The organism is Agrobacterium larrymoorei, from assembly GCF_037722385.1.
GTDB lineage: Bacteria > Pseudomonadota > Alphaproteobacteria > Rhizobiales > Rhizobiaceae > Agrobacterium > Agrobacterium larrymoorei_C.
In genome coordinates, this window is sequence record NZ_JBBKAQ010000002.1 from 40,559 (window position 1) to 66,406 (window position 25,848).

Consider the following 25,848-nt stretch of genomic DNA (forward strand, 5'->3'; position numbering starts at 1 on the left):
GATCCTCACTCGATTTTTTAACAGACTACGATTGGATATTCCGAATGTCAATTAATATTGGAATATATTATTCCGATAGTGGTGGCAGAATATCGCAAGGGTTGCATTCAGGAAGACAGGCGTTTTGCCAGGATGATCGCACCAGAGACGGCGTCGCCATCGGCCGGTTTCAACCGCTTGCGAACGTCGGGCGCAAGCCAGGGCTCCAGCGGTCCGGAGAGGCCACCGAGCAAAGTAACGGCTGGCGCGCCGTATTCAATCAGGCGGCGCACCAGCCCGTCTATATGGCCTGCGCCAGATTGAACGATCTGGCGGGCGGCAGGGTCTCCCTGATCGGCGTGACGCAGGACCAGTGGAGCGAGCGTGGCGTAGTCCGTCGCGGTTGCCTTGTCCATCCAACCGACAATATTGGCAGGAAGGTTGTCGAAGCGGTTGAGAACCTCGGACAGCAAAGCGGTCCTGTCCCGCCGGCCGTCGAAAGCGAGAAGAGCGGATTGGATTGCCTTCAATCCCATATCCGCACCGCTTCCTTCATCGGAGATCGGAAAGCCGTAGCCTCCGGCGCGTTTTTCTTCGCCACCGACCAGTGCCAGGCCGATCGAGCCGGTGCCGGCAATAACGATGCCGCCATCATGACCGGAATGCGCGCCAAGGCAGGCGGCCGCGCCGTCGGAGGTGAAGCAGATATTGCCGAAAGGATGGGGCAGGGCTTCCAACTGCTCGCGCGAGCCCGCACGCGTCAGCCCGGCAATGCCGATGCCCGCCATAACATTCGGCGCGCTGGAAGGATCAAGGCCAGCCTCTTGTGCCGCGCCTGTCCAAGCGCGTAAGACGGAGGCCCAGGCGTTTGGAACGCCAAGACGCGTGGTCGCGGGGCCGGACAATCCTTGGCCGATGACGTGGCCAGCTTCGTCGATGATCCTCGCCCGGCAGCCCGTGCCGCCGCCATCGACGCCGAGATAAAGTGTCTGGTCGATAAGCGGCGTCATCATAGCGACACGCGACGAATGTTGGCGCCGCATTGGGCCAGCTTGCGGTCCAGTTGTTCGTAACCGCGATCAAGATGATAGACGCGCTTGATGATGGTTTCACCTTCCGCTGCAAGAGCCGCCAGCACGAGGCACACGGAGGCGCGCAGATCGGTCGCCATCACCGGGGCACCCTTGAGGGATGGCTGCCCCCGGACCGTGGCGACAGAGCCATTGAGCGCAATATTGGCACCGAGTCGTGAGAGTTCCGGCACATGCATGAAGCGGTTCTCGAAGATGGTTTCGCGGATGACGCTGGCACCCTCGGCAATCGAGGCCATCGCCATGAATTGCGCCTGCAGATCCGTCGGGAAGCCCGGGTAGGGTTCGGTGGTGAAATCGGCAGGCTTGATCCGGCCGGTACCTTCGACAACGACGCCACGATCACCGGGCCAGATGGTAGCACCCATACTTTCCAGCACCTGCAGAACCGATGAGAGGTGCTCCATTCGGGCGTTGACGAGTTCGATGCGGCCGCCGGTGATCATCGCCGCTGCCGCATAGGTTCCCGCCTCGACGCGGTCCGGAATGGCGTGATGGCTTGCGGCGCGCCACGCGGCGTCGCCTTTGACCAGCAAGCGGTGCGTGCCAGCGCCTTCGATCTCTGCGCCCATCGCAGAAAGACAGGCGATAAGATCGACTACTTCCGGTTCGCGCGCGGCATTGAGGATTTCGGTTTCGCCCGTCGCGCAACACGCCGCCATCAAAGCCGTTTCGCTGGCGCCCACGGAAGGGCCGGGCAGGACAATGCGCGCGCCCTTCAACCCATCAGGGGCACTCGCAACGATGTAGCCGCCTTCCACAGCAATCGTCGCACCAAGGGCGGATAGAACTTTCAAATGCATATCGACAGGGCGCGCACCGATCGCACAGCCGCCGGGCAACGACACCCGCGCAGCGCCGAAACGGGCAAGCAGCGGGCCAAGCACCAGGATTGAAGCGCGCATCTTGCGCACCGTCTCGTAATCGACTTCGCCTGGAGTCACGTTCCGCGCATCGATAGTCGTGCCGCCCGCATGTCGTTCAACCTCCGCACCATAAAGCGAAATGATGCGCAGCATGTTATCTACATCCGACACCTTGGGCAGGTTCGTCAGCGCAAGCGGATGAGGTGAGAGAAGCGAAGCGGCGATTTGCGGTAGGGCCGCGTTCTTGGCGCCCGCGATCGGAACCGCGCCATCAAGCCTCGTTCTGCCGGTGATATGCAGCTCATCCATGAAAGACCTTCCGGGTCAAAACTGATGCTGAAATCTGGATAGCTAATCATAAGATAAGCGCTATAATATTCCAGAGAATTTTTGATTTACGAATATCTTATTCCGATCGGGGGAACGCCATGTCCGTCTTGAAGGTCATCCAGGCGAAGTTGGAATTCATGACGGATGCCGAACGCCAGATCGGCCAGTTCATCGTCGATGATCCCGATCGCATGGTACAGCTGTCCTCCGCAGAACTCGCCGCTGCAACCGGGCGCAGCCAATCCAGCGTCGTGAAATTCTCGCAGAAGATCGGCTATGACGGCTATCAGCAGCTGAAACTCGCGGTCACCAAGGCCAAGGCACAGGAGTGGCGCGTTCCATCCGGCATGATCCACGGCACGATCGATGCCGGCGACAATTTTGTCACCATCCAGCAGAAGCTCGTGGCAAGCAAGGTTTCCGCCATGCAGCAGACGATGGAGGTGAATGCCGAAGACGCGGTCACCGCGGCGGTCTCCGCACTGGCGTCGGCAAGGCGCATTCATCTGGCCGGTATCGGTGCGTCGTCGCTCGTTGCCCGTGACTTTTCCTACAAGCTTCTGAAGCTCGGGCTGGTGGCGCTGATGGACCGCGATCCGCATGTGCAAATGGCCAATGCCGCCTCGCTCAACAATCGCGATGTGCTCTTTGCTATCTCTCACTCCGGCAGTACCAACGAGACGATCCGGCTGGCGGAACTGGCAAAAAAGGGCGGCGCCACGGTCGTGACGCTGACCGGTCTCCACGGCAATCGCTTGAGCCAGCTTGCCGACATCACACTCCACACAGTGGCAGATGAGGAGCGGGTACGATCCTCTGCCATCACCTCGCGCGATGCGCAGCTTGCCATCTGCGATCTTGTCTTCCTTCTGCTGATCGCCAAGATACCCGGTGCCAATGATGCCATTCATGCCAGCGAGGCTGCGGTCTCCATTCTCAAGTCGTGACCATCTCTACTTGATCGCGCCGGCCGTCATGCCGTTGATGAACTGCCGCGACAGCGCGATGTAGAGAATGATGATCGGTAGGGCCGAAAGCGTCAGCCCGGAAAACAGCACGCCCCAATCGGTACCGAACTCGCCCATGAAGGCGGTCAGGCCTTGCGGCAACGTCTTCAGATTGTTGTTCTGAATGAAGATCAGTGGGAAGAAGAAGTCGTTCCAGATTGGCACGACATTCTGGATTGCGGCAATCACCATGGCAGGCCGGACCAAAGGCAGCATGATGGACCACATGATGCGCGCTTCATTGGCGCCATCCATGCGCGCGGCATCCTCCAGCTCGTTCGGCAGGCTGCGGATGAAGCCGGTGAGGATGAAAACGGTCGTCGGCAGACCGGTGGCGACATAGATGAAGATCAGCGACAGCCGCGAGTCGATCAGCCCGAAATCCCGCATCTGAATAAAGAGCGGAATGATGGCGAGTTTCAGCGGCAAGGTCAGCCCCGCCAGAAAGAACAGAAGAATGAAGCCGGAGCCTCGGAACTCGTAACGGGCGATGGCATAGGCCGCCATCGTGCCGAGGATCAGGATCAGCGCAATCGAGCTTGCCGTGACGATCAGCGAATTGCTCATATAGAGCAGGAAGTCGGTCTCGTTCCAGACGCGGAGAAGGCTTTTGACATTGGTGAAATCGGGAATGGAGAAGGGGGACTGGAAGATCTGTGCGTTCGTCTTGAAGGCTGAAAAGAACATGATGACGATCGGTGTCAGCATGACGATGCTGTTGCCGATGAGCAGGATCTGGATCAGTCCATCCCAGCCATAGGTGCGGAAGCTGCCGCGGTCGATCCCCTTCCTCATAGCTGGATCTCCCGTCTGCGCAGTCTGACTGTAATGACGCTGGAGACCACGGCGATGAACAGGAAGATCAGCACCGCAAGCGCGCTGCCGGGCCCGAAGTTCTCAGCGGACGCGGACATGCTGCCGAAGGCGGTGCGGTAGAAGTAAAGCCCGAGCACATCCGTAGCCTCGTGCGGATTGCCGTCCACACCGGCCATGATGAAGGGCAGCTCAAACCAGTTGAAGGCACCGACGAAGAGCAGGGTGAACACAACTGTTGCTGAAGGAGCCACCAGTGGCCAGACGATCTTGCTCATCTTCACCCATTCGCTTTCGGTCTCCATGCGCACGGCATCGAGAATCTCCGACGGGATGCGCTGCATCCCGGCGAGGAAGACCAGCGTCGGGAAGCCGACCATGTGCCAGGCATTGGCAACGATAATCGCCATCAAGGCGGTTGAATCCTGGCCCAGCCAGGGCTGTGCCAGGCTGCCAAGCCCGACGGCCCTGAGACTCGCGTTCACTGCGCCGAAGAGCGGGTGATAGAAGAGCTTCCACAGAAGGCCAACGATGACGGTGGAAAGCACCACTGGCAAAAAGACGGCGATCCGGTGGAAGCGCGCGCCCCACAGTTCGCGCCACAGGCAATAGGCGAGGATGAAGCCAACGCCGTTTTGAAGCACCATCAGGGCGAAGAAGACGAAGATATTGTGCTTGAAGGCGTTGATGGTGCGCTCAGAGAACGGATACTCGAACAGCACCCGGTAAAAATTATCGAACCAGACGAAGTCGCCGCGGACAAGCCCTCGCCATTCATAGAAGGCGTAAGCGAAAGCCGAGAGGATCGGATATACGAGAAACAGGCACATGAAGGCGATCGGCGGGACCACAAGGGCCGCAATCCAAAGTCTTCTGCCTGTCAACTTGCTGGACATCATCGACACTATCCCAACGGCCATCGATCGGTGGAGTGGCCGCTCCGGTTAAGGAGCGACCTGTGAGAGCATCGTCAGTGAAGGCGGTTCACCGGCAGTGCTCTCGAGCTTTGCGAAACGTGAGAGGCTGAACTTTTGGAAAGCCCGGCTAATGTCCGATCACTTCTTGAACGGAGCATACCAGGCAGAGAGACCATCGGTCATCGACTTGCCGACTTCGGCCGGTGTAGCCTGCCCGTTCAGCATCTTCGAAACGCCCGCTTGGATAAGGTTCGAACCCGTCGGTTCGCCGTAGCGAAAGTTGACGAGCGTCATGTAGGGGATCGAATCCTTGTTGAGCTCGGCAACCTCGGCGAGCAGAGGGTTGTCGAAGGTAACGCCGGGAACGGCTGAAACGTTGTTCAGACCGTTGGCGAAGGCCTGTCCGAAGTCCTTGCTGGAAACGTAGTTCAGGAACTTCAGCACGGCCTCCGGGTCCTTCGGTTTGGCGTTGCCGCCGAAGCCGGAATCATAGAAGAGGCCAACCAGTTTCTCATCTTCCGCCTTCAGGCCGGGGGCGGCGAAGACACCCATCTTCAACTCCGGGTTCTGTTTAGCGAAGTTGGCAAGCTCGAAGGAGCCGCCAGCGAACATGCCGGCCATGCCGGAGGTGAACAATTGCTGCGCGGACGCATAGTCCAGACCGACAAAGCCATCCGGAAAATACTGCGAGATTTCCTTGAGCTTGGTCAGCGCTTCGACATAGCGCTTGTCGTTGAAGTCGGTCTTGCCGGCCATAAGGTCGGCATAGAAAGCCTTGCCCATGATGGAGGACGTGAGTGCGGAAACGATGGTCTCATTCTGCCAGCCGGTTGCCGTGCCATTGGCAAAAGGCATCACGCCCGCTGCCTTCAGCTTTTCGCAAGCAGCGATGAACTCGTCCCAGCTCTTGGGCTCGGTAATGCCGTTCTTCTCGAAGATCTCGGTGTTGTAGATGACGAGCATGGTCTGGCTTGCGGCGGGAACGGCATAGAGCGTCTTGTCTGAGCGCATCGTTGCGGAGGCAAGAGCCGGTTCCGAGAAGCCCTTCAGTGCCGGGATCTTTGTATCGTCCAGCGGCATCAGGTAGCCAGCTCCCGCCAGGCTTTCAATGCCGCCATAGGTACGGGTCATCATCAGATCCGGCCCCTTGCCACCGGCAAGCGCGGTGGAAAGGACGGTATTGTAGCTGGTTGCCTCGAAGGCCTCGAACTTCACTGTGATGTCCGGGTTCGCTTTGTTGAAATCGGCGAAGAACTTTTCATATTCGGCCTTATCTTCCTGGCGCCATGTCCAGAAGGTCAGGTCTGCGGCAAAGGTTGCGCTGGCCGAAAGCATGGTGCTGCAGGCAATGGCCGCTCCAATTAGAAATCGTTTCATCTGTTCCTCTCCTTCTTTTTTGGTTGATGCGAATTACCCGATTACACCGCAAGTCGCTGCGATGTTTCACGGCTGAAGTAATGGACCTTCTCAGGCTCGACGCTGATCGTCACCGGTGTGTCAGGTGCATATTGCGTATCCGGCCCGCAACGTACTGAGACGGGTGCGCCATCACCCATCCGCACATAGACGTAGGCGCTATCGCCGAGATATTCGGTGTAGACCACCTGTGCAGCAAAGCCCTCCTGGCTCGTATCCGACGAGATCGACATGGCGTCCGGTCTCACACCCATCAACAACGCGCGCTCCGGCGATGACGGCAGGCGTGGCAGCGAGATCTGGCCAATGCCGGGGGCGATGAGCCGGTTGCCGTCTCGCTCCACATTCAGCATCGCCATGCGTGGAGAGCCGATGAAGTTGGCGACGAAAACATTGGCTGGTGTTTCGTAAAGCTCGCGCGGCGACCCGAACTGCTCGATCCGACCGCCATTGATCACAACGATCCGGTCGGCCAGCGTCATGGCTTCCACCTGGTCATGGGTGACGTAGATCGTGGTTCCGCCAATCTCCCGGTGCAGACGAGCAATCTCAAGTCGCACCTCGGAGCGAAGTGCAGCATCGAGGTTGGAAAGAGGTTCGTCCAGCAAAAGAAGCTGCGGCTTGCGCACCAGCGCCCGGCCGATTGCGACGCGCTGACGCTGCCCGCCGGACAATTCGCGGGGCTTTCGCTCCAAAAGGGCCTCCAGCCGCAACATGCGAGCAGCTTCACCGATCCGCGCTTCGACCTCAGGCTTGCTGAGACCCATCAGCCGCGCACCGAAGGCCATGTTCTCATAGACGTTCATATGCGGATAAAGCGCATAGGACTGGAACACCATGGCGATGCCGCGTCGTGATGGCGCGATCTCGTTCATGCGCTTATCGTTCAGCCGGAATTCGCCATCGGTGATCGGATCGAGACCGGCGATCAGGCGAAGAAGGGTCGATTTTCCGCAGCCGGATGGTCCGACGAAAACGATCAGTTCCCGGTCATTCACATCGAGATCGATGCCATGAAGAACCTCGACAGCCTTGAAACGCTTCTTGATGCCGCGCAGTGACAGTTGAGCCAAGGTTAGAACTCCATTTCGCTCAGGACGTGCCGCTCTGCGGCGTGCTTGAGATCGCTTCATCTATCGCCGCGATTGTCTTCGCAGCATCAACATGATGAATGCTGTGCCAGCCGAGCCGGCGCGATGTTGCGATGTTTTCCAGCGTGTCGTCGATGAAGACGATCCGCTCTGGCGAGACCTGTTCGCGGCTCTGAACCGCGAGATAAATCTCTTCGCCCGGCTTTTCCATTCCCATCTCATGGGAAAGGTAGCACGCATCGAACAGTTCGGCGCCGAGCATGGTTTCGATGATGTGGCGCCAGTGAATGGACTGGGTGTTCGACAGGCAGACGACGCGATGGCTGGATTTCAGTGTACGGACGTAATCCACCATGCCGTTAAAGACGCCCTCAAGGAGAGCGGTTTCCGCTTGCAATATCTGCTCAGCGGTCAGCCCATACATCTCGGACGCGCGATGCAGATAGGTATCTTCGTCGATCTGGCCGAGGCGAAACTGCATGTTGAGGTGAAGCAGGTTTGTGTTTGCCTGGTCAGTCGAAGACCATCGCCCGCCCGCTGCGAATGCTGCCTTGCGCTTTTCGACATTCAATTCGATAAAGACGCCGCCGACATCGAAGACGATGAGCTTGTCGTCGCTGTGCCTCTCCGGCTTGATCACCACATATTCTCCGCAGGAAAACCCTATAATGCGAAGGAAAAACGCGCTACGCCCTTCTACGGATTTCACATTGGCAAAAGCTGCGGGAATTATCAATTCCTTATTTTGTTAAAATTCAGAATAAAATATTTTTCCCGCTGATGAGCAAATACAGCATCGCCGGCATTGGGGTTACCCATGCCGGCGATGCAAATTGATGACTGGAATGCACAAATCTATTGATCGAAGATGCCTGTCTGCGACGCGACCTTGCGATAGGCCGCACCAGCCGTGAAGCCGCCATCGATGACGAAGTCTTCGCCGGTAATAAAGCTTGATGCGTCAGAGGCGAGGAACAGGACCAGTTCGGCGATCTCTTCCGGCTTGCCGCTGCGCTTCATCGGCGTCATGTCGATCATCGGCTTCAGGTGCGGGCTGTTGGCGTTCAGGCCTGTCACGACAAGACCTGGGCAGACGGCGTTGACGCGGATGGCCTTTGGCGTCAGTTCCATCGCCGCACTGCGGGTCAGGCCACGCAAGCCCCATTTGCTGGCCGTATAGGCCGGGTCGTAATGGCCGGAGAAGCCGCTATTGGAGGAGATGTTGATGATCGAGCCGCCGCCGGTCTTGCCCATCAATTCCGTCACCGCCTGAATGCCAAGGAAGGCACCGGTCAGGTTCACCTTCAACACCCGCTCCCACGCGTCAAGACTGGTGGTTGCGACGATGGTGCGGTTGATGATGCCGGCATTGTTGACGAGGATATCGATGCGGCCCTTCCATTCGGTGGCAAACGCCACAACACCTGCCCAGCTCGCTGGATCGGTCACGTCGAGATAGATGAAGCGGGCTTCGCGGCCTTCACTCTGCAGGCTTTCCGCCAGCGCCCGGCCTTCCTCGGCCAGTACGTCGGCGATGATGACGGCGGCACCTTTGGAGGCAAACAGGCGGGCTTCGGCCTCTCCCTGGCCGCGCGCGCCGCCGGTGATGATGGCGAGACGCCCTAAAAGATCGGTCATGCTCAGTCCCTCGCTTCTACCGTTTGCTGCCGCTGCTCGCCCAGACCCTCGATGCCAAGCGTCATGACCTGGCCAGTCTTCAGGAAGACAGGGTCCGGCTTGATACCCATGCCCACACCCGGCGGCGTGCCGGTGGCGATCACATCACCGGGCTCCAGCGTCATGAACTGGCTGATATAGCTGACCAGATGCGCGACGCCGAAAATCATGGTGTTCGTATTGCCGGTTTGTCGGCGGACGCCGTCCACATCCAGCCACAGGGCGAGGTTCTGCGGGTCCGCCACCTCGTCGCGTGTGACCAGCCATGGGCCTGTCGGGCCGAATGTGTCGTGGCTCTTGCCCTTGGTCCACTGGCCGCCGCGCTCGGATTGGAAAGCGCGCTCGGACACATCATTGACCACGCAATAGCCAGCGACGTGGTTCAGCGCATCGGCCTTGCTCACATATTTCGCCCGCGTGCCGATGACGACGCCTAGCTCGACCTCCCAGTCGGCCTTTTGCGATCCGCGCGGGATTTCGACATCGTCGTTCGGACCGACGACTGCCGAGGTCGCCTTCATGAACAGGATCGGTTCGTCCGGCGGTGCCTTGCCGGTTTCCTTCGCGTGGTCGGCATAGTTGAGACCGACGCAGATGAACTTGCCCGGACGCGGCACGCAGGAACCAATTCGCTCGACTGAGACCTCTGGTAGCGTTGCAGGGTCGATTGCAGCAAGCCGCGCGAGACCGGCGTTGGAGAGGGCGTCGCCGTTGAAGTCGGCAATGACGCCGGAAAGATCGCGGATCGAGCCGTCCTTCGCCACGAGGGCGGGCTTCTCGGCGCCTGCGGGGCCGTATCGCAACAGCTTCATCAGGCTCTCCTGAAACCTTCGAGTACGGAATCGTCCACGTCCGGCAGGTTGACGACGATGTTGTCCGGTGTGCGGGTGGTGAGCCACACCAGCTCTTCCGTCGTCGACATGTTGACCTCGATATGCGGCCAGTTCGGCGGTACGAAGATGAAGTCGCCTTCTTCCATGTCGAGATACTCTTTCCAGTCCTCGCCGAAATAGATGCGCGCCTTGCCCTTCAGCACATAGCCGCCAGTCTCAGCCTCGCCATGATGATGCGGATAGGAGCGATAGCCGGGGTCATTGGAGACCTTGCCGAACCATATCTTGGTGGCGGGGGTGTGCTGCGGGCTGACGCCCGACACGCGCACGCAGCCGCCGGACTGGCCGGTACCGGTGTCTTCCTGACCCTTGCGGGTAATGAAAGGTCTGATGCTGCTGGTCATGGAATATCTCCTCCTCTTCGATCTTAGGTCGGTCGGGCTTCAATCAGTCGGGAACGACGGCGAGCGCCTGGATCTCGATCTTGGCGCGGTCTTCCATCAAGGACACCACCTGCACGGCGGCCATTGGTGGAAAATGACGACCGATGATCTCGCGGTAGATCGCGCCGATTTCCTTCATGCGCGACTTGTAGGAAACGCGGTCGGTGAAGTACCAGGTCATCTGGATCAGATGCTCAGGCTTTGCATCCGCCGCCTTCAGCACGCTGACGATGTTGATCAGCGTCTGGCGCACCTGTTCGACAAAGTCGTCCGAATGAAACTGGCAATGCTCGTCCCAGCCAATTTGGCCGCCGACTTGTACGATGCGCCCGCGCGCACTGATCCCGTTCGAGTAACCGATAGGCTTTGCCCAGCCGTCCGGCTGGATGATTTCATGCATCATGTCTTGGCTCCAGATAACGTGTGAGGCCCGCGCGCACGTCGTCAGGCCATGGATGGGATTTGTGGTCTTCAAGCGATGTCATCACGATCCGCTGCCGCACCGTCCAGATGATGTCGCCGGCAACGGTGACGATGGTTTCGAGATCGAGCGAGGCGCGACCGATGGCGCGCACATGAACTGCAAAATCGAGCGTATCGCCGTAGACGGCAGGCTTCTTGAATTCGAGGTTCATCGTCACCGTCGGCAGGCCGAGCTTGCGCTCGAACATCAGTTCCTTCCAGGTGACACCGAAGGAGGCGAACATCGCTTCGTTGACATCGACGAGCATCGAGAGATAGGCCGGATGATAGGCAATCCCCGTCAGGTCGCAGTCGCCGAAGCGCATGGGTTTGGATTGGGTGAAGGGCATTTTATTCTCTATCTCCGTTTAGCCTGCCATGACCTCGCCGCCAGCAATCGCAATTGCCTGGCCGGTCACCGAACCCGCAGAGGGTGAGGCGAGCCACAGCGTGGCATCGGCCACTTCCTGCGGCTGGATCAGCCGGCCCTGCGGGTTGGACTTAGTGAATTCCGAAAGCGCCTCTTCGCGACTGCGTCCGGTCTTCTGCATGATGGTGTCGAGCGACTGCTGGATGATCGGCGTGTCGGTAAAGCCGGGGCAGACGGCGTTTACCGTCACGCCCTTTTTCGCCAGTTCCAGGGCCAAAGCTCGTGTCAGGCCGATCACGCCATGCTTGGCTGCGCAATAGGCGGACACATAGGCATAACCCGTCAGCCCCGCCGTGGACGCGATATTGATGATGCGTGCTCCCTCGCCATGGGTTTTCAGGTCCGGCAGCACGGCCTGGGTGACGTTGAACACGCCCGTCAGATCGACCGAAAGAACATGGCCCCACATCTCCGATGATGTTTTCTCGAAAGGCGCGCTTGGCGCTTCGCCGGCATTGTTGACGAGGATTGAGATGGCACCGAAGGATTGGCGTGCCGTCTCAAGTCCGTCCGCAATCGCCTCCGGCTTCGTCACGTCAAAACCGTCGAGGACCAAGGCCTGACTTCCGATCTCGGAAGCCACCGCTTCCAGCGGCTCGCGGCGGCGACCGGCGAGCGTTACATTGGCCCCGGCCATCGCCAGCGTGCGGGCGATGGCAGCACCAATGCCGCTCCCGGCACCGGTAACGAGCGCATGCCGTCCTTCAAGGGGGAGAGCGTTTAACATGGCTCTCTCACTTGCCCGCGGAGGCGCGTTCGAGATTGGCCTCATACTGGAACTTGCCGGACATGTATTGCTTGGGCCAAGGTACGTTCTTCAGGCCGATCTTCGCCGCCTCGTGCAGAGCCCAGGCGGGATCGGCCAGATGAGGGCGGGCCACGGCGCAGAGATCCGCACGACCTGCAGAGATGATCGAGTTGGCGTGATCCGCCTCCGAAATCGCACCGACCGCGATGGTCGGAATGCCGATCTCGTTGCGAATCTTGTCGGAGAAGGGCGTCTGGAACAGGCGTCCATAGACCGGCTTTTCTTCCTTCCAGACCTGGCCGGACGAGCAGTCGATCAGGTCTGCGCCTGCATCCTTGAACATCTTGGCAAAGATCGCGGCATCTTCCGGCGTGTTGCCGCCTTCCGTCCAGTCATGACAGGAGAGGCGAACGGAGATCGGCTTGTCTTCCGGCCATTCTTCGCGCACTGCGGCGAAGACTTCCAGCGGGTAGCGGGCACGGTTTTCGTAAGACCCGCCATACTCATCTTCGCGCCGATTGGTCAGCGGCGAAAGGAAGGATGAAATCAGATAGCCATGGGCTGCGTGAAATTCGAGCCAGTCGGCTCCTGCTTCCGCTGCGCGCCGGCTGGCGGCAACGAAGTCGGCCTTGACGCGGTCCATGTCGGCCCGATCCATCGCCTTCGGAACGGCGCTGTGCTTGAGGTAAGGGATCGCCGAAGCGGAGAGAAGCGGCCATCCGCCTTCCTCAAGCGGCTGGTCGATACCATCCCATGCCCGCTTGGTCGCGCCCTTACGTCCGGCATGACCGAGCTGAATGCCGACCTTGGCGGCGCTGTTGGTGTGAACGAAATCGACAAAGCGCTTCCAGCCCTTTGTCTGTTCGTCGTTCCACAAGCCCAGGCAGCCGGGGGTGATACGGGCATCCGGGGAGACGCAGGTCATTTCAGCAAAGACCAGACCGGCACCGCCAAGCGCGCGGGCGCCAAGATGCACCATGTGGAAATCATCAAGCAGACCGTCGGTCGCCGAATACATCGCCATCGGCGACACGACGATGCGGTTGGGCAGCGTCGTGCCACGCGCTGTGTAGGGCGTGAACATCGGCGGCAGGCAGCGCTCGTTCTCCTTGACCGCAAGACCGGAATGACGGGCGAACCAGTGTTCGTAACCCTCAAGCCATTCCTTGTCGCGCAGGCGCAGGTTCTCGTGGCTGATGCGCTGCGAGCGGGTCAACATCGAATACATGAACTGTTCGGGCGGCAGCGTATCGGCATAGCGATCGCCAACCACTTCGAACCACTCCATGGCGTTACGGGCGGCATTCTGAATGCGTGCCACGTCGACGCGGCGGATGTCTTCGTAGGTTTTCAGAACATCGGCAATGCTATCCTTGCCGTGGCCAGCCTTGTTGAACTGGTTGGCAAGCTCGATCGCGTCATCGATGGCAAGCTTCGTGCCGGAGCCGATGGCGAAGTGAGCCGTGTGGGCGGCGTCGCCCATCAGCACCACATGGGAATTGCCGTTGAAATGGCTCCATTTGCCGCAGATCAGCCGGTTGAAGTTCAGCCAGGCAGAGCCGACCATATGGCGCGCATTGGTCATAAGCTCCGCGCCTTCAAGAGTCTCGGCGAAGAGGTTCTGGCAGAAATCGATCGATTCCTGCTGGCTCATTTGGCCGAGGCCATGCTCTTCATAAGCCTTTTCGGTCGTTTCGACGATGAAGGTCGAGGTGTTCTCATCGAACTTGTAGATATGCGCCTGGAACCATCCGTGATCGGTCTTGCGGAAATCGAAGGTGAAGGCGTCGAACAGCTTTTTGGTGCCGAGCCAGATGTAGCGGTTCGGGCGTTTGACGAGGTCCGGTTGGAACACGTCCGGGTAACGGTTGCGAACCTTTGAGTTGAAGCCGTCCGATGCGATGACCAGATCGGCATCGGGGAAGTCCTGGTCGCCGCCAGCGTCGGTTTCGAAGATCAGTTCGACGCCGAGCGCTTCGCAGCGGCTCTGCAAAATGTTCAAGAGCTTCTTGCGGCCGATGCCGACGAAGCCGTGACCGGTTGTGCGCTGGCGCGTACCCTTGAAAAGAACCTTGATATCGTCCCAGTGGTTGAATGCCTGCTGGATTTCGTCAGCGCTTTCCTTGTCCCACTTCTGCATCGAGGCCATGGTCTGGTCGGAGAACACGACGCCCCAGCCGAATGTGTCATAGGGACGGTTGCGTTCGACGACGCGGATATGATGCTCGGGATGCAGTTTCTTCATCAGCAGGCTGAAATAGAGTCCTGCCGGGCCTCCACCGATACAAACGATACGCATGTAACCCTCCGTGGCTTTGGGTGCACCTTCACGTGCTCTTATTTGAAGATTAAACTAATTTTGGATGGGCGGGCTGTCAAGTATGCATATGCATATATCGAGTTTTATTTTAGACTTAAAATAAATGGCCGCAGTACGGTTCCTGCGATCACGGCAGATGGAAATATATTAGTGAGAGGCGTTCGTTGCAGCAGCCCCACTCTCTCGTCTGAAATCAGAAGATAGGGATCTACGAGTGCTTCAGCTTGCAAGAGCGGACTGCTGTCGCGCAACAGGCAACCGAATGCCTGCCTGCTCCAGCAATGGAAGAACGGTGTCGCGGAAATATGGGAATTCCTCGGCGTAATCGACGAAGGAGAGCGTCGTTCCCGCAAAGCCGGCCTCGTGCAGCGAGATCAGGCCCTCTGCCACCTGTTGCGGCGTTCCGACCAACGGGAAGCCACCATGGCCCGCGGCCATACGATCTCTGATGAGAGCGAGAAGATCGTGCGGGAAGGAGTGGGCATGGGCAAACTGCAGCTTCACCAGATTGTCCACGGCGTCCCAATCCGCATTGTCCTTCCCAAAATTCTGCAGATAATCCGTGGCTTCCTTTTCCGTCGGGCGGCAGACGACATGCGAGAAGGTCAGCACGCCAGTGTTGCGACCTGCTTCCGCACCTTTCGCCTTCAACTCGGCAATTTCCACCTCCGAACGGCCAAGATCGATTGCCGGTGTAAACAGGAAGTCGGCATTGCGAAGAGCAAAGTCGCGGCCCTGGCCAGAGCCTGCGGCGTTAAGAATAGGGACTTTGCGGGAAGGACGAGGATCGCCAAGAATATTCTTCAGGTGGAAGAAGGTGCCGTTATAATCGAACGCCTCTTCCTTCTGCCAGAGTGCTTTGACGACATCGAACCATTCGTCGGCATAGGCATAGCGGCTTTCATGATCGGCGGGAAGATTAAGCCCCAGCGCCTCATATTCCGGCTGATTCCAACCGGCGACGATATTCAAACCGACGCGGCCATTGCTGATCTGATCGATGGTGGCGATCTGCTTTGCCACGACAGCCGGATGATTGGCGGCGGTGTGAATGGTGGCAAAGACGTTGATGTTGCGTGTGCTCGCCAGCAATCCGGCAGCCCAGGTCATCGTTTCCAGCACGTTGCCGTGAAAATTCGTCTCGCCTCCATATCCAATCCAGCGCGCGATCGGCAGCATGAAGTCGATGCCGGCATCATCCAGCAGTCGGGCGAGTTTCAGATTGTTGTCCCAGCTGTTCTTCCAGCGCTCCGGCACTTTGGTAACGGACATGCCGCCCGAGCAATTGGACGCAAATGTGCCAAGCAAAAACTGCCCGGCGGCGAACATCGAGTTCTCCGTCATGGTTGGTTCCCCATTCTTTTAATAGAATTTACAATAGAAAGTCTATTTTAAACTTCAAGCTTGTCAATGGGCAATCGAGAGATCACAAAAGCGGAAGTGAGAGCAGGGCAACAACACCGATGAGCAGGCAGAAAAACGGCAACGATCACCGCAATCCAGACAATGATAAGGCATTGGACCGGCGTTGGCATCTGGCCCGCACGCCTGCGGAAGTCGATCTGGCAGAGGCGGAGTTCGCGCTGATGCGGGCTTTCGAAGCCTTCGGACGCTGGCAGGCGGAGTGTTTGGGCTCGGTTGTCGATCTTGCGGTGAGCGGTCCGGAAAACGCCATGCTCCATATCATCCGCATGAATGAGCGACCCAAATCGATAAAGGACCTTGCACGGCTGGCAAACCGGGATGACATTCCCAATATGCAATATAGCCTGCGCAAGTTGATCGGCGCCGGGCTGGTGCAAAAGAGTGGGAGTGGAAGGTCGGGCGTCGTCTATAGCGTGACGGAGAAGGGCAAGCTCGTTACCGATCGATACGCGGATGTGCGCGCCTCGCTGTTGGCGAAGGCCGTTCAATCGGTGCCGGAGCTGCGCCATCGTCTGGAAGACGCCACCACGACGCTCGATCTGATGACCGGCATCTATGAGCATGCGGCGCTCAGCGCCGCGACCCACCGTCGCTTACCGAAAGAGCCTTTGGAAGAATGAGAGGCTGCACGGATGCGCGGCCTCTCAAGTCGTGAAAGTCGTTAAGCCGCGAGCTTGGTCAGATAGGCATCGGCCTCTTCCGGCACTGCGAACCATGGGAAGAAATCGCGCGGATCGTTGAAGCCGTTGGCAATGCGTTTTGCCAACGCGGGGAAGGCCTGAGCCGAACCCATGATGTTCAGCACATGCGGTGGTGGCGGTGCGAGCAATGCATTGGTCCAGCCGACGACATACTGCGCATAGCTCCAATAGGCTTCAAATGTCGCCTGCTTGAAGGCATCGTCGAACGGCCTGTCACCATGAGCAAGAATCGCGTCCATGTAGTATTTGGCAGCCTTCGCCGCGTTGTTCGAGCCCTGACCGGTAATCGGGTCGTTGAGGCAGACGGCATCCGCCAGACCGAGAACAGTGGCACCCGAGGGCAGCTTGCCAATGGGCTTGCGCACGGTTGGCGCAAAAGCGCCCGCCAGACGTCCATTGTCATCGGTCAGGTAGACATCGGTGCAGCGCTCCGCTTCCCAAGGCAGGAAGGTGTCGAGGATCCACTTCGACTTTTCGAGATGCGCATCCGGCGAGTTCACATCCTTCCAGCAATCCATCGGACCGCCGGGAAGACCTTCGAACACCATGATGTCGCAAGCGCCGGTGGTCGTCAGCGCTGGGAAAGTGAAGTACTCGCCGACACCGGGAATGAGGTTGAAGTTGACCGCCGAGTGACCAAGCCGTGGCGCCATGCCCTTTACATAGGTCAAAGCCAGAGCGCGCTGCGGTTTGTCATAGGGCGAGCGCTGCGGGTCGCGCTCGAACATCTTGGCGATATCGCCCTTGCCAGCGGCGACAATGACCAGATCGCTTTCCTGAGTATAGGTTTCGAGATCTTCGATTCCGGCATCGTGTATGGTCAACTGACCGCCGCGATGCTCAAACTCGGTCAGCCAGCGTGGAATCTTGACGCGCTGGTCGACGCTCTGGGCCTTGCTGTCCAGTTTGCCGTTCCATTCGATGGCCTTGCCGCCATCTGGAGCCGGCACCACGAAGTTGATGGAGTCGACGGTTGGGCAACTGTCGCCCCAGAAGTTGAGGCCGAGCTCCCGCTCGTTTTGCAAGGCTTGATCGAACATACACTGGCTGGACAGCACGCGCCCGGAGGCGATTTCTTCGGCGGTTCTGTTTTGCACGATATGGACCGAATGACCGGCATCCAGCAGGCCACAGGCCAGTTGCAGACCGGATTGGCCGCCGCCGACGATGGTAAAACTGCGCTTCTTCGTCATTTTCATTCTCCCTGTTGTCTCAAGTTCCGCTGTGATGTTCCCGTTTATTGATCTCGATGCGGCTCAATCCATGAGGCGTGGTATTGCCGGCTCGTTGCGCTCCGGTCCCATGGCGGTGTAGCCGCCATCGACGCGAATGTCGGTTCCGGTAATGAAGCTCGCATTGTCGGAAAGGAGGAAGGCCACGGCTTCCGCCACTTCTTCCGGGCTGCCGGTGCGGCCCAGCAGGTGGAAGTCCTTGGCGACATTGTCTGCCTTTTCGCGGGTGTTCTTGGTGAGCTCGACCATCACATTGCTCCACGTCCAACCGGGAGAGACGGCGTTGACACGAATGCCGTCCGGCGCCAGATCCATGGCCTGATTGCGTGTCAGCTGCAGAATGGCGGCCTTGGAGACCGGATAGACCCAGCGACCGGTTTGCGCCACGCGCGAAGAAATGGAGCCGAAGTTGACGATGGCACCCTTGTTCTTGGCAAGGTGCTTGTGGGCGGCCTGCATCAGCGCGATCGAGCCGAGGACGTTGATGTCGAAGGCCTTCAGCCAGTCGGCGCGGGTCGTCTCGACGCCATTGTCGAGATAGGTACAGGCGACGTTGACAAGAAAATCCAGGCGGCCGGTGGCCTCCACCGTTTTGTCGATGAGTGTTGCGATGTTGGCGTCACTGGTAATATCGGTCCGGATGAAATGGACCTTGTCTCCGGCGCGCTCAGCCGCAGCCCTTCCGGCCTCTTCGTTGATATCGGCAATCACCACCGATAGACCGTAGCCGGCAAGAACCTTGGCAATGCCCTCGCCAATCAGCGTTGCGCCGCCGGAAATGATCGCAGTTTTCCCTTGAAGTCCGCGCATGGTCGTCTCCTTGCAAATGTCAGCAGAATAGATGTGTGGATTTCAGGCCGCAGCTTGTGGGGGTGCGGCTGCGGTCAGAAACGCACCATTGCCATAGATCAGCGGATTGTCGTCTTCCGGCGCGCAATGCGTCTTGGCGACCTTGCCGATCAGGATCAGATGCGTGCCGAATTCCTTGACCTCGGCGATCTCACACTCGAACGAGACGCAGGTTTCAGACAGAACCGGCGCGCCGGTCATGATGCCCTTGATCCATTCGCCTGCGGCAAAGCGTTCTTCACGCACAAGCCCGGCGCGTCCAGCAAAGACCTCTGCCACTGGCTGCTGATCGAAAGACAGAACATTGACGGCGAAGACGCCGCTTGCTTCCACTACGGCTGCAACCGAACTCGAACGGTTGACGCAGGCCAGTAGCGATGGAGGCTCGGTCGATAGCGAACAGACGGCAGTGGCGGTCAGCCCGCAGCGGTTGCCCTCTGCGTCCATGGAGGTGATGATGGTGACACCGCCGGTCAGCTTGCGCATGCCGGCGCGGAATTCCTCACTGCTCATGTTTTTGTTCCCTTTGCGAATGGATTTCGCATTCGTTTTATGTTTAAACTTTCAGCGATGTTCCGGCTAAGAGGTCCAATCGGCAATCCAGATTGCGCAGGGATTTATCCAGTTTCGGCAGCAGGCGGTCTGAAACTTCACTTTTGTCATTTCGGCGAGTGACTGATGATCGATATCGGTAAACAGCAGCCAGGCGCTCGTCCTGTGGTGGATACCCACGACGTGGATGAGGCGCGAGAAGCGATCGGGCGTATCTTCTGCCCGCATTTTCTGCTGGTCGATGGAACTTGGAAAAACGGCTTTCACGCGGTTCACGATGTGGTCGAGGAGCCTGGCCACTCCATCAACGTCGTCTCCTATGGGTCCGCAGTCGAAATAGATCCCGGCGAACTCTCGCGCTTCTTTCTTCTGCAGCTTCCGATGAAAGGCAGTGCCGTTGTTCGTTGTGGGAATGATGAGACCCATGTTGCAGAGGGCCGCACGGCGACACTTCTGTCGCCAACACTCTCGACGCGCATGCGCTGGTCGGAGGGATGCGAGAAACTGATCGTTCTGTTGGAGCGCGATCTGGTCGAAAGCCAATTCGAGACTTTAGCGCATGAACGATCCGAGCGCATCGAGTTCGAGCCGGCGATCGACCTGACCTCTGGGATCGGGCAAGGGATATTTCAGCACAGTATGCTGATGTCAGGTGCTGCCAAAGGCATCGGCCAGTTTCCAGAGGCCTACCGGATCATGCTCCGCGACGGACTCATCAATCTGCTGCTGAGCGGGCTCTCCCATAATCGCAAAGACCTTCTGCAGCGATCGGGTCAAGGTGCTGGTCCTTTGCCGGTTCAGCGCGCCGAAGATTATATCAGGACGAATGCCGAACGCCCGATCACCGCAGCCGATATAGCCGAGGCGGCTGGCGTTCCACTGCGCACCCTTCAGGACAGCTATCGGAAAGCCAAAGGGCAGACCTTGATGGAGGCGTTGCAGGATGCGCGCCTTGCGCTTTTGCGTAAAACCTTGTTGGCGCCGTCTGCCGATATCAGCGTGGCTGACGCCGTCTTTTCCTCCGGTCTCGGTCACCTAGGCCGTGCCGCCTTTGCCTATCGAGAGCGGTACGGCGAGACGCCTTCTCAGACCTTGCGACAGAACAGAGGATGGTCTTGATGTTGGCCGACCCCGACCGAGTCGCCTGACGGCCAAAGGTTTCACCAAGACAAGATGGTCGCGAGCAGCGGCGATGCGAGGAACGACTCACTCGTCGCGTCCGCCCATGATCTTTTAAGCCTAAACATTATAGGCGGTATTGTTGGGCTCGATCGATCCATATGCGTTGGAAAGTTGCGCCTCAATGTAGCTTTGCGCAAGAAATGTGCATTTGCATATGCGTGCAGACTTGCGGCTATGCAAAAACATGCAGATATATCCCTTTATTATAGCCTGTCGCAGTTATTTTAGGTTTAAATCTTTCCCAGTTGACATCTGCTTAGAAGTAGAAATATGATTTTGCATATAAAGGCGTAATAGTCATAAGGGGAACCATCATGGCCGAACGGTCATTTGCGCGGGAGGTTGAAGACCTCAAGCTGGGAGAAGGTGAAATCTTCAGCGGCGAGGGCATTCTCGCCATTACCAAGGCGCTGCTGCAATCGGGCGTCTCCTATGTCGGCGGCTATCAGGGATCGCCGATTTCCCACCTCATGGATGTTCTTGCCGATGCCAAGGACGTCATGCAGGAACTCGGCGTTCACTTTGAGTCTTCGGCATCCGAAGCCGCCGCCGCTGCGATGCTGTCCGCATCCGTCATGTATCCGGTGCGCGGCGCTGTGACCTGGAAATCGACCGCGGGTACCAATGTCGCCTCGGATGCGCTCTCCAACCTGTCTTCTGGTGGCGTAACGGGTGGCGCTCTCGTCATCATCGGTGAGGATTATGGTGAAGGCTCCTCCATCATGCAGGAGCGTAGCCATGCCTTTGCGATGAAGTCGCAGATGTGGCTTTTGACCCCACGTCCAAATCTGACCTCCATCGTCGATGCGGTAGAAAAGGGCTTTGAGCTTTCTGAAGCATCGAGCACGCCTGTCATGCTGCAGGTCGGCATCCGTAGCTGTCACGTTCACGGCCAGTTCGTCGCCAAGGATAACAAGCGTCCGTCCTACACGCTGAAACAGGCGCTGGAAAATCCGGTTCGCGATCTCAACCGCATCGTTCTGCCGCCTGCCTCCTTCCAGCACGAGAAGGACAAGCTGGAGCGTCGTTGGCCAGCGGCAGTCGAGTTCGTCAAGACCAACAAGTTGAATGAATTCTTCGGTCCGACCGAAGGCGAGGTTGGTCTTATCCTTCAGGGAGGTCTCTACAACAGCACCATGCGGGCGCTCCAGCATCTCGGCCTCGCCGATGTCTATGGCAACAGCCGCATCCCGCTCTATGTCATGAATGTCTCTTACCCGCTGATCGATGACGAGATCGTCGCGTTTGCCGCGGGCAAGAAGGCGGTGCTGATGGTGGAAGAGGGCGCGCCTGAATATATCGAGCAGGCGCTCCACACACTGATGCGCCGCCGCGATATTCAGACCAAGGTATCCGGCAAGGATTTGCTGCCCATGGGTGGCGAGTATACGACGCCGGTGCTGCTCAAGGGTCTGACCGGTTTCCTTGAGGTCAATGGACCGCAGCTTCTCGGCAATCGCCCGCCTGTTCCCGATCCATCCGCCGTTCTGAGCGACCCGAAGGTGAAGGCGCTTGCCGAAGTCGTTCCTGCGCGCCCGGCGGGGTTCTGCACCGGCTGTCCCGAGCGTCCGATTTTTGCTGCCATGAAGCTCGTCGAGAAGGAGCTTGGACCGCACCATGTGTCTGCCGACATCGGCTGCCACCTGTTTTCCATCCTGCCACCCTTCAATATTGGCGGCACAACAATGGGTTATGGGCTTGGCCCGGCTTCGGCCTCAGCCTTCAATGTGGATGCGGACAAGCGTTCGATTGCGGTGATGGGCGATGGCGGCTTCTGGCACAACGGGCTTGCCACCTCCGTCGGCAACGCCGTCTTCAACAAGCAGGATGGCGTCACCATCATCGTCGACAATTTCTATGCCTCTGCCACCGGCGGGCAGGATGTCCTGTCCTCGCGCGCCGACAACCCGAACCGCAAGACCAATAATTCGATCGTCACGGCGGTGAAGGGCATTGGTGCCACCTGGGTCAAGCAGATCGACCGCACCTATGACGTGGCGAAAATGCGAGACACGCTGAAAGAGGCGCTGACCACCGAAGAGAAAGGTCCGAAGATCATAGTCGCTTCCTCGGAATGCATGCTGAACAAGCAGCGGCGCGTGAAGCCGCAATTCGCCAAGGCAGTGAAGGATGGCAAGCGCGTGGTGAAGGAACGCTTCGGCGTAGACGAGGATGTCTGCACCGGCGATCATGCCTGCATTCGCTTGTCCGGCTGTCCGTCGCTTTCGGTCAAGCACACGGACGATCCGCTGAAGGACGATCCGGTGGCGGCGATCGACAATTCATGTGTGGGTTGCGGCAACTGCGGCGAAGTCTCGGAAGCGGCAGTTCTGTGCCCGTCCTTCTACCGGGCCGACGTCATCCACAATCCGACGAAAACCGACAGGTTTCTCTATCGCCTGCGTTCCGCAGTCATTCAGTGGCTGCAAAAGCGCAGAAACGCGTCGCGCGTCATGTTCCCGGCGTAAGGAGGAGAGCGCATCATGGATAGCTTGCAAACACAGTTTTCGTCCGTTCTCTCCGCCGACAAGCCGCTTTCGATTGCCATCCTCGCCATGGGTGGCCAGGGCGGCGGCGTGCTGGCGGACTGGATCATATCGCTGGCCGAAGGGCAGGGTTGGGTTGCTCAGACGACGTCTGTCCCAGGTGTTGCCCAGCGCACGGGCGCGACCATCTATTATCTCGAATTGCTGAAGGCACGAGACGGCGAAAAGCCGATCCTTTCCTTGATGCCGACACCCGGCGATGTCGATATCGTCATTGCCGCTGAACTGATGGAGGCCGGCCGTTCGGTCATTCGTGGCCTTGTGACGCCAGACAAGACCTTGCTGATTGCCTCCACCCATCGCTCCTATGCGGTCGGTGAAAAGGAAAAGCCCGGTGACGGCATCGGCAATCCCACCGTCGTGGTCGATGCGACGGACTTTGCCGCCAAGAAGACGATTGCTTTCGATATGGATACACTTGCGGTCAAGAACGGCAGCGTGGTGTCCTCGGCGCTTTTCGGTGCGCTGGCCGCCTCCAAGGCATTGCCCTTCTCCAAGGATATCTTTGAAGCCACGATTAAGTCGGGCGGCAAGGGGATAGAGGCCAGCCTTCGCGCTTTCAATGCCGCTTACGAGCGCGCGACCAGGGGCGAGAACGATAAACTTTCCGCCACGCCCGCCAAGAAGCTGGAAGAGTTGCCCGCTTCCGCCGGTCATCCTGCGCTGGATGGGCTGATTGCCCGCATTCGCACGGAGTTCCCGGCAAATGCGCACTCCATGCTCTATGCCGGTGTGAAGAAGCTGACCGAGTTCCAGGATCCGGCCTATGCGGATGAGTATCTGACCCGGCTTGCCTCGCTTCATAAGGCAGATGCCGCCAATGGCGGCGCGGAGAAGGATTACGCCTTCACGGCACAGGCAGCAAAATATCTGGCCGTCGCCATGGCCTATGACGATGTCATTCGTGTTGCAGACTTGAAAACGCGTTCCGCCCGCTTCGAACGCGTGCGCAAGGAAGTTGGCGTGAAAGGCGATCAACTGCTCTATACGACGGAATATATGCATCCACGCATGGAGGAAGTGTGCGGCACGCTTCCACGCAGGCTTGGCCAGTGGATCGAGAACAGCCCGAAACTCTTCTCCTTCCTCAATCGCCGCATCGATAAGGGTCGGCGGGTGAAGACCGGTACATTGTTCTGGTTCCTTGGCCTTTACGTCACCTCCGCCTTACGCCGTTTCCGCCGCGGCAGCCTGCGCCACCATATCGAAGTTGCCCACCGCGATGCCTGGATCGAAAAAGCGCAAGAGGTCCTGCCCGCCAATTACGATCTGGCCGTGGAGGTTCTCGGCAATCGTCGTTTGGTGAAAGGCTATTCGGATACCCACTCACGTGGTCTCTCAAAGTTCGACCGCGTGATGTCGGCGCTACCACTGCTGCGGGATCGTGAGGATGGAGCTGCATGGATGCGCCGCCTGCGACAGGCAGCACTGCTGGACGAGCAGGGGATTGCGCTGGATGGCGCCCTGAAGACAGTCGCAACGCTCTAAGCGCGGCTGCGACACCATAACGATAAGAACGGCGGCGCCCTGAGAAGGGTGACCGTCCCTAATTCACCATTTCAATTCGTGTCGAATGCGCGGGGCCTGGCCTTCGCGTACAAGGGGGAACTTTGTCATGACACAGCCAATCGAAACATCGTCCTACGCGGCCGGCAAGCCCGCGGAAATCTCTCCGCGCAAAAGCCTGCTGGTGGTGGCACTCTGCTGGTTTGCAATCTTCGCCGAGGGCTATGATGTCGGCGTTCTCGGCGCCATTCTGCCAGCCCTCGCAACAGACCCCGTCTGGAAGCTAACGCCGCTCGAACTGGGCGCAATGGGCAGCTATACCGTGATCGGCATGCTCATCGGTGGTATTGTTGTCGGAACGCTCAGCGAAATCTATGGCCGCAAGCCGCTCTTCATGGGTTGCCTCAGCCTGTTTGCCGCCTGCATGATCCTGACCTCTGTGGCGCCGACCCCGTTTTGGTTTGCGGCCAGCCGCTTCGTCGCCGGTCTTGGCCTGGGCGGCATCATTCCCGTTGCTGCAGCGCTGACGGTGGAGTACTCGCCCAAGAGCCGCAAGAGCTTCAATTATGGCCTGATGTATTCCGGTTACTCGCTCGGCATCCTGGCTGCGGCGCTGTTTAGTCGCGGCTTTGTGGCGGATTATGGCTGGCGCGTGATCGTGCTTTTCGGTGCAGCACCGCTTCTCATCGTACCGGTTTTCTACTTCCTCCTGCCGGAATCGGTAGAAAGCCTCGTACTGCGCGGCAAGCAGAAGCAAGCGGCCGAGACCGCAAGGCGCATGGGTGTCGCTGTTCCGCGAACTGTCCAGAGAAGTACCAAAGGTCCAGGCTGGTCGGCTGTTTTGAAGACCATCTTCGCGCGCGACAAGGCCTTCGAGACGATCTGCTTCTGGGTTGGATTGTTTCTCGGGCTTCTTCTCGTCTATGGCCTGGCGCAATGGCTGCCGCAGATCATGCGCAAGAACGGCTATGATCTCGGTGACAGCCTGTTGTTTCTCGCGGTCTTCAGCCTCAGCTCGGCCATTGGTGGCATCGTGCTCGGCACCTGGGCGGACAGGTTCGGCATCAAGCGCACGGTTGCGCTTTCCTACCTGGTCGGCGCCATCGGTATTGCAGCGCTTACCTTCAAGAGTTCCATTCTCCTGAACTACGTCTTCGTCGCCATTGCCGGCTTTGGCACGGTCTCAGCGTCCCTCATTCTGACTGGCTTTCTGGCACAGCGGCTCGATCCGACAATCCGCTCGGCGGGTACGGGTTTTGCCCTCAGCTTCTCTCGTATCGGCGCGCTGACAGGCCCGCTGCTCGGCGGCTTCATCGCCAGCACAAATCTTGCGCCTGAGTGGAACTTTTACATATTTGCGGCTGTAGCGGCCTTGGCGGCTCTCGCCACTGTGTTAATACCGTCATCCATTGGTCGATATGAGACGAAGTAA

General features: G+C 58.7%; 24 protein-coding genes. 6 read left to right on the forward strand and 18 right to left on the reverse strand.

The window, feature by feature from the left end; genetic code table 11:
* Positions 1 to 107 precede the first annotated feature (107 nt).
* A complete protein-coding gene (locus WKI41_RS04630) occupies positions 108 to 989 on the reverse strand; it encodes a BadF/BadG/BcrA/BcrD ATPase family protein (protein ID WP_340192426.1) in 882 nt (293 codons plus the stop codon).
* On the reverse strand, positions 989 to 2,245 hold the full coding sequence (murA, locus tag WKI41_RS04635) for a UDP-N-acetylglucosamine 1-carboxyvinyltransferase (protein WP_340192357.1): 1,257 nt from the start codon (positions 2,243 to 2,245) through the stop codon (positions 989 to 991). The genes WKI41_RS04630 and murA overlap by 1 nt, the downstream gene beginning before the upstream one ends.
* 119 nt (positions 2,246 to 2,364) lie before the next feature.
* On the opposite strand from murA, the gene WKI41_RS04640 reads away from it, so the two are divergent.
* Entirely contained in the window at positions 2,365 to 3,213 is an 849-nt protein-coding gene (locus WKI41_RS04640; RefSeq protein ID WP_340192358.1) for a MurR/RpiR family transcriptional regulator, read from the forward strand.
* 6 nt (positions 3,214 to 3,219) lie between these two features.
* On the opposite strand, the gene WKI41_RS04645 is transcribed toward WKI41_RS04640, so the two are convergent.
* The 13 genes from WKI41_RS04645 to WKI41_RS04705 all read right to left on the reverse strand — a co-directional run bounded on the left by WKI41_RS04645 (position 3,220) and on the right by WKI41_RS04705 (position 15,767).
* The gene (locus WKI41_RS04645; protein WP_062445176.1) at positions 3,220 to 4,068 is read right to left on the reverse strand and encodes a carbohydrate ABC transporter permease; all 849 of its coding nucleotides are present in this window, start codon (positions 4,066 to 4,068) and stop codon (positions 3,220 to 3,222) included.
* Positions 4,065 to 4,985, reverse strand: coding sequence for a carbohydrate ABC transporter permease (locus WKI41_RS04650; RefSeq protein ID WP_340192359.1), 921 nt, complete (start codon positions 4,983 to 4,985; stop codon positions 4,065 to 4,067). The genes WKI41_RS04645 and WKI41_RS04650 overlap by 4 nt, the downstream gene beginning before the upstream one ends.
* Positions 4,986 to 5,141: 156 nt before the next feature.
* The gene (locus WKI41_RS04655) at positions 5,142 to 6,380 is read right to left on the reverse strand and encodes an extracellular solute-binding protein (protein WP_279872987.1); all 1,239 of its coding nucleotides are present in this window, start codon (positions 6,378 to 6,380) and stop codon (positions 5,142 to 5,144) included.
* A 41-nt stretch (positions 6,381 to 6,421) separates the two neighbouring features.
* Entirely contained in the window at positions 6,422 to 7,492 is a 1,071-nt protein-coding gene (locus WKI41_RS04660; protein WP_340192360.1) for a sn-glycerol-3-phosphate ABC transporter ATP-binding protein UgpC, read from the reverse strand.
* A gap of 19 nt (positions 7,493 to 7,511) precedes the next feature.
* On the reverse strand, positions 7,512 to 8,153 hold the full coding sequence (locus WKI41_RS04665) for an HAD-IA family hydrolase (protein WP_340192361.1): 642 nt from the start codon (positions 8,151 to 8,153) through the stop codon (positions 7,512 to 7,514).
* Between the two features lie 212 nt (positions 8,154 to 8,365).
* Positions 8,366 to 9,148 carry a glucose 1-dehydrogenase gene (locus WKI41_RS04670; protein ID WP_340192362.1) on the reverse strand — a complete coding sequence of 261 codons (783 nt, stop codon included), beginning with the start codon at positions 9,146 to 9,148 and terminating at the stop codon, positions 8,366 to 8,368.
* Positions 9,149 to 9,150: 2 nt separating this feature from the next.
* Positions 9,151 to 9,999: a fumarylacetoacetate hydrolase family protein gene (locus WKI41_RS04675; RefSeq protein ID WP_340192363.1), complete on the reverse strand. Its 849-nt coding sequence runs from the start codon at positions 9,997 to 9,999 to the stop codon at positions 9,151 to 9,153.
* Positions 9,999 to 10,424, reverse strand: a complete 426-nt coding sequence (locus WKI41_RS04680; RefSeq protein WP_296022329.1) for a cupin domain-containing protein — start codon at positions 10,422 to 10,424, stop codon at positions 9,999 to 10,001. Before WKI41_RS04680 ends, WKI41_RS04675 begins: the two co-directional genes overlap by 1 nt.
* Before the next feature lie 43 nt (positions 10,425 to 10,467).
* Positions 10,468 to 10,863 carry a RidA family protein gene (locus tag WKI41_RS04685; protein ID WP_162723217.1) on the reverse strand — a complete coding sequence of 132 codons (396 nt, stop codon included), beginning with the start codon at positions 10,861 to 10,863 and terminating at the stop codon, positions 10,468 to 10,470.
* A complete protein-coding gene (locus WKI41_RS04690) occupies positions 10,856 to 11,275 on the reverse strand; it encodes an acyl-CoA thioesterase (protein ID WP_296022326.1) in 420 nt (139 codons plus the stop codon). Before WKI41_RS04690 ends, WKI41_RS04685 begins: the two co-directional genes overlap by 8 nt.
* A gap of 18 nt (positions 11,276 to 11,293) precedes the next feature.
* A complete protein-coding gene (locus tag WKI41_RS04695) occupies positions 11,294 to 12,082 on the reverse strand; it encodes a 3-oxoacyl-ACP reductase FabG (protein WP_340192364.1) in 789 nt (262 codons plus the stop codon).
* Between the two features lie 7 nt (positions 12,083 to 12,089).
* Complete coding sequence (locus WKI41_RS04700; RefSeq protein WP_340192365.1) at positions 12,090 to 14,402, reverse strand: bifunctional salicylyl-CoA 5-hydroxylase/oxidoreductase; 2,313 nt, start codon at positions 14,400 to 14,402, stop codon at positions 12,090 to 12,092.
* Positions 14,403 to 14,642: 240 nt separating this feature from the next.
* The gene (locus tag WKI41_RS04705; protein WP_340192366.1) at positions 14,643 to 15,767 is read right to left on the reverse strand and encodes an LLM class flavin-dependent oxidoreductase; all 1,125 of its coding nucleotides are present in this window, start codon (positions 15,765 to 15,767) and stop codon (positions 14,643 to 14,645) included.
* A gap of 119 nt (positions 15,768 to 15,886) precedes the next feature.
* On the opposite strand from WKI41_RS04705, the gene WKI41_RS04710 reads away from it, so the two are divergent.
* Positions 15,887 to 16,468: a winged helix DNA-binding protein gene (locus tag WKI41_RS04710; RefSeq protein WP_340192367.1), complete on the forward strand. Its 582-nt coding sequence runs from the start codon at positions 15,887 to 15,889 to the stop codon at positions 16,466 to 16,468.
* A 41-nt stretch (positions 16,469 to 16,509) separates the two neighbouring features.
* Here WKI41_RS04710 and WKI41_RS04715 read toward each other — a convergent pair whose 3' ends face one another.
* The 3 genes from WKI41_RS04715 to WKI41_RS04725 all read right to left on the reverse strand — a co-directional run bounded on the left by WKI41_RS04715 (position 16,510) and on the right by WKI41_RS04725 (position 19,143).
* Positions 16,510 to 17,742 (reverse strand): styrene monooxygenase/indole monooxygenase family protein, encoded by a 1,233-nt coding sequence (locus WKI41_RS04715; RefSeq protein ID WP_340192368.1) that lies wholly within the window; start codon positions 17,740 to 17,742, stop codon positions 16,510 to 16,512.
* A gap of 63 nt (positions 17,743 to 17,805) precedes the next feature.
* Positions 17,806 to 18,591, reverse strand: coding sequence for an SDR family oxidoreductase (locus WKI41_RS04720; RefSeq protein ID WP_340192369.1), 786 nt, complete (start codon positions 18,589 to 18,591; stop codon positions 17,806 to 17,808).
* Positions 18,592 to 18,633: 42 nt separating this feature from the next.
* Positions 18,634 to 19,143 (reverse strand): flavin reductase family protein, encoded by a 510-nt coding sequence (locus tag WKI41_RS04725; protein WP_340192370.1) that lies wholly within the window; start codon positions 19,141 to 19,143, stop codon positions 18,634 to 18,636.
* Between the two features lie 165 nt (positions 19,144 to 19,308).
* On the opposite strand from WKI41_RS04725, the gene WKI41_RS04730 reads away from it, so the two are divergent.
* From WKI41_RS04730 to WKI41_RS04745, 4 genes are all read left to right on the forward strand, one after another.
* Complete coding sequence (locus tag WKI41_RS04730; RefSeq protein ID WP_340192371.1) at positions 19,309 to 20,301, forward strand: AraC family transcriptional regulator; 993 nt, start codon at positions 19,309 to 19,311, stop codon at positions 20,299 to 20,301.
* Positions 20,302 to 20,678: 377 nt separating this feature from the next.
* Positions 20,679 to 22,832 (forward strand): thiamine pyrophosphate-dependent enzyme, encoded by a 2,154-nt coding sequence (locus WKI41_RS04735; protein WP_340192372.1) that lies wholly within the window; start codon positions 20,679 to 20,681, stop codon positions 22,830 to 22,832.
* Between the two features lie 15 nt (positions 22,833 to 22,847).
* Positions 22,848 to 24,398 carry an indolepyruvate oxidoreductase subunit beta family protein gene (locus WKI41_RS04740; RefSeq protein ID WP_340192373.1) on the forward strand — a complete coding sequence of 517 codons (1,551 nt, stop codon included), beginning with the start codon at positions 22,848 to 22,850 and terminating at the stop codon, positions 24,396 to 24,398.
* Positions 24,399 to 24,525: 127 nt separating this feature from the next.
* Positions 24,526 to 25,848: an MFS transporter gene (locus WKI41_RS04745; RefSeq protein ID WP_340192374.1), complete on the forward strand. Its 1,323-nt coding sequence runs from the start codon at positions 24,526 to 24,528 to the stop codon at positions 25,846 to 25,848.

Coding starts and splice junctions, on each gene's coding strand:
- murA (WP_340192357.1), bottom strand. CDS start 2,245: ATGGATGAGCTGCATATCACCGGCAGAACGAGGCTTGATGGCGCGGTT.
- WKI41_RS04730 (WP_340192371.1), top strand. CDS start 19,309: ATGATCGATATCGGTAAACAGCAGCCAGGCGCTCGTCCTGTGGTGGAT.
- WKI41_RS04715 (WP_340192368.1), bottom strand. CDS start 17,742: ATGACGAAGAAGCGCAGTTTTACCATCGTCGGCGGCGGCCAATCCGGT.
- WKI41_RS04740 (WP_340192373.1), top strand. CDS start 22,848: ATGGATAGCTTGCAAACACAGTTTTCGTCCGTTCTCTCCGCCGACAAG.
- WKI41_RS04710 (WP_340192367.1), top strand. CDS start 15,887: ATGAGCAGGCAGAAAAACGGCAACGATCACCGCAATCCAGACAATGAT.
- WKI41_RS04640 (WP_340192358.1), top strand. CDS start 2,365: ATGTCCGTCTTGAAGGTCATCCAGGCGAAGTTGGAATTCATGACGGAT.
- WKI41_RS04645 (WP_062445176.1), bottom strand. CDS start 4,068: ATGAGGAAGGGGATCGACCGCGGCAGCTTCCGCACCTATGGCTGGGAT.
- WKI41_RS04705 (WP_340192366.1), bottom strand. CDS start 15,767: ATGACGGAGAACTCGATGTTCGCCGCCGGGCAGTTTTTGCTTGGCACA.
- WKI41_RS04725 (WP_340192370.1), bottom strand. CDS start 19,143: ATGAGCAGTGAGGAATTCCGCGCCGGCATGCGCAAGCTGACCGGCGGT.
- WKI41_RS04720 (WP_340192369.1), bottom strand. CDS start 18,591: ATGCGCGGACTTCAAGGGAAAACTGCGATCATTTCCGGCGGCGCAACG.
- WKI41_RS04690 (WP_296022326.1), bottom strand. CDS start 11,275: ATGCCCTTCACCCAATCCAAACCCATGCGCTTCGGCGACTGCGACCTG.
- WKI41_RS04675 (WP_340192363.1), bottom strand. CDS start 9,999: ATGAAGCTGTTGCGATACGGCCCCGCAGGCGCCGAGAAGCCCGCCCTC.
- WKI41_RS04700 (WP_340192365.1), bottom strand. CDS start 14,402: ATGCGTATCGTTTGTATCGGTGGAGGCCCGGCAGGACTCTATTTCAGC.
- WKI41_RS04735 (WP_340192372.1), top strand. CDS start 20,679: ATGGCCGAACGGTCATTTGCGCGGGAGGTTGAAGACCTCAAGCTGGGA.
- WKI41_RS04745 (WP_340192374.1), top strand. CDS start 24,526: ATGACACAGCCAATCGAAACATCGTCCTACGCGGCCGGCAAGCCCGCG.
- WKI41_RS04650 (WP_340192359.1), bottom strand. CDS start 4,985: ATGATGTCCAGCAAGTTGACAGGCAGAAGACTTTGGATTGCGGCCCTT.
- WKI41_RS04680 (WP_296022329.1), bottom strand. CDS start 10,424: ATGACCAGCAGCATCAGACCTTTCATTACCCGCAAGGGTCAGGAAGAC.
- WKI41_RS04695 (WP_340192364.1), bottom strand. CDS start 12,082: ATGTTAAACGCTCTCCCCCTTGAAGGACGGCATGCGCTCGTTACCGGT.
- WKI41_RS04685 (WP_162723217.1), bottom strand. CDS start 10,863: ATGCATGAAATCATCCAGCCGGACGGCTGGGCAAAGCCTATCGGTTAC.
- WKI41_RS04655 (WP_279872987.1), bottom strand. CDS start 6,380: ATGAAACGATTTCTAATTGGAGCGGCCATTGCCTGCAGCACCATGCTT.
- WKI41_RS04670 (WP_340192362.1), bottom strand. CDS start 9,148: ATGACCGATCTTTTAGGGCGTCTCGCCATCATCACCGGCGGCGCGCGC.
- WKI41_RS04630 (WP_340192426.1), bottom strand. CDS start 989: ATGACGCCGCTTATCGACCAGACACTTTATCTCGGCGTCGATGGCGGC.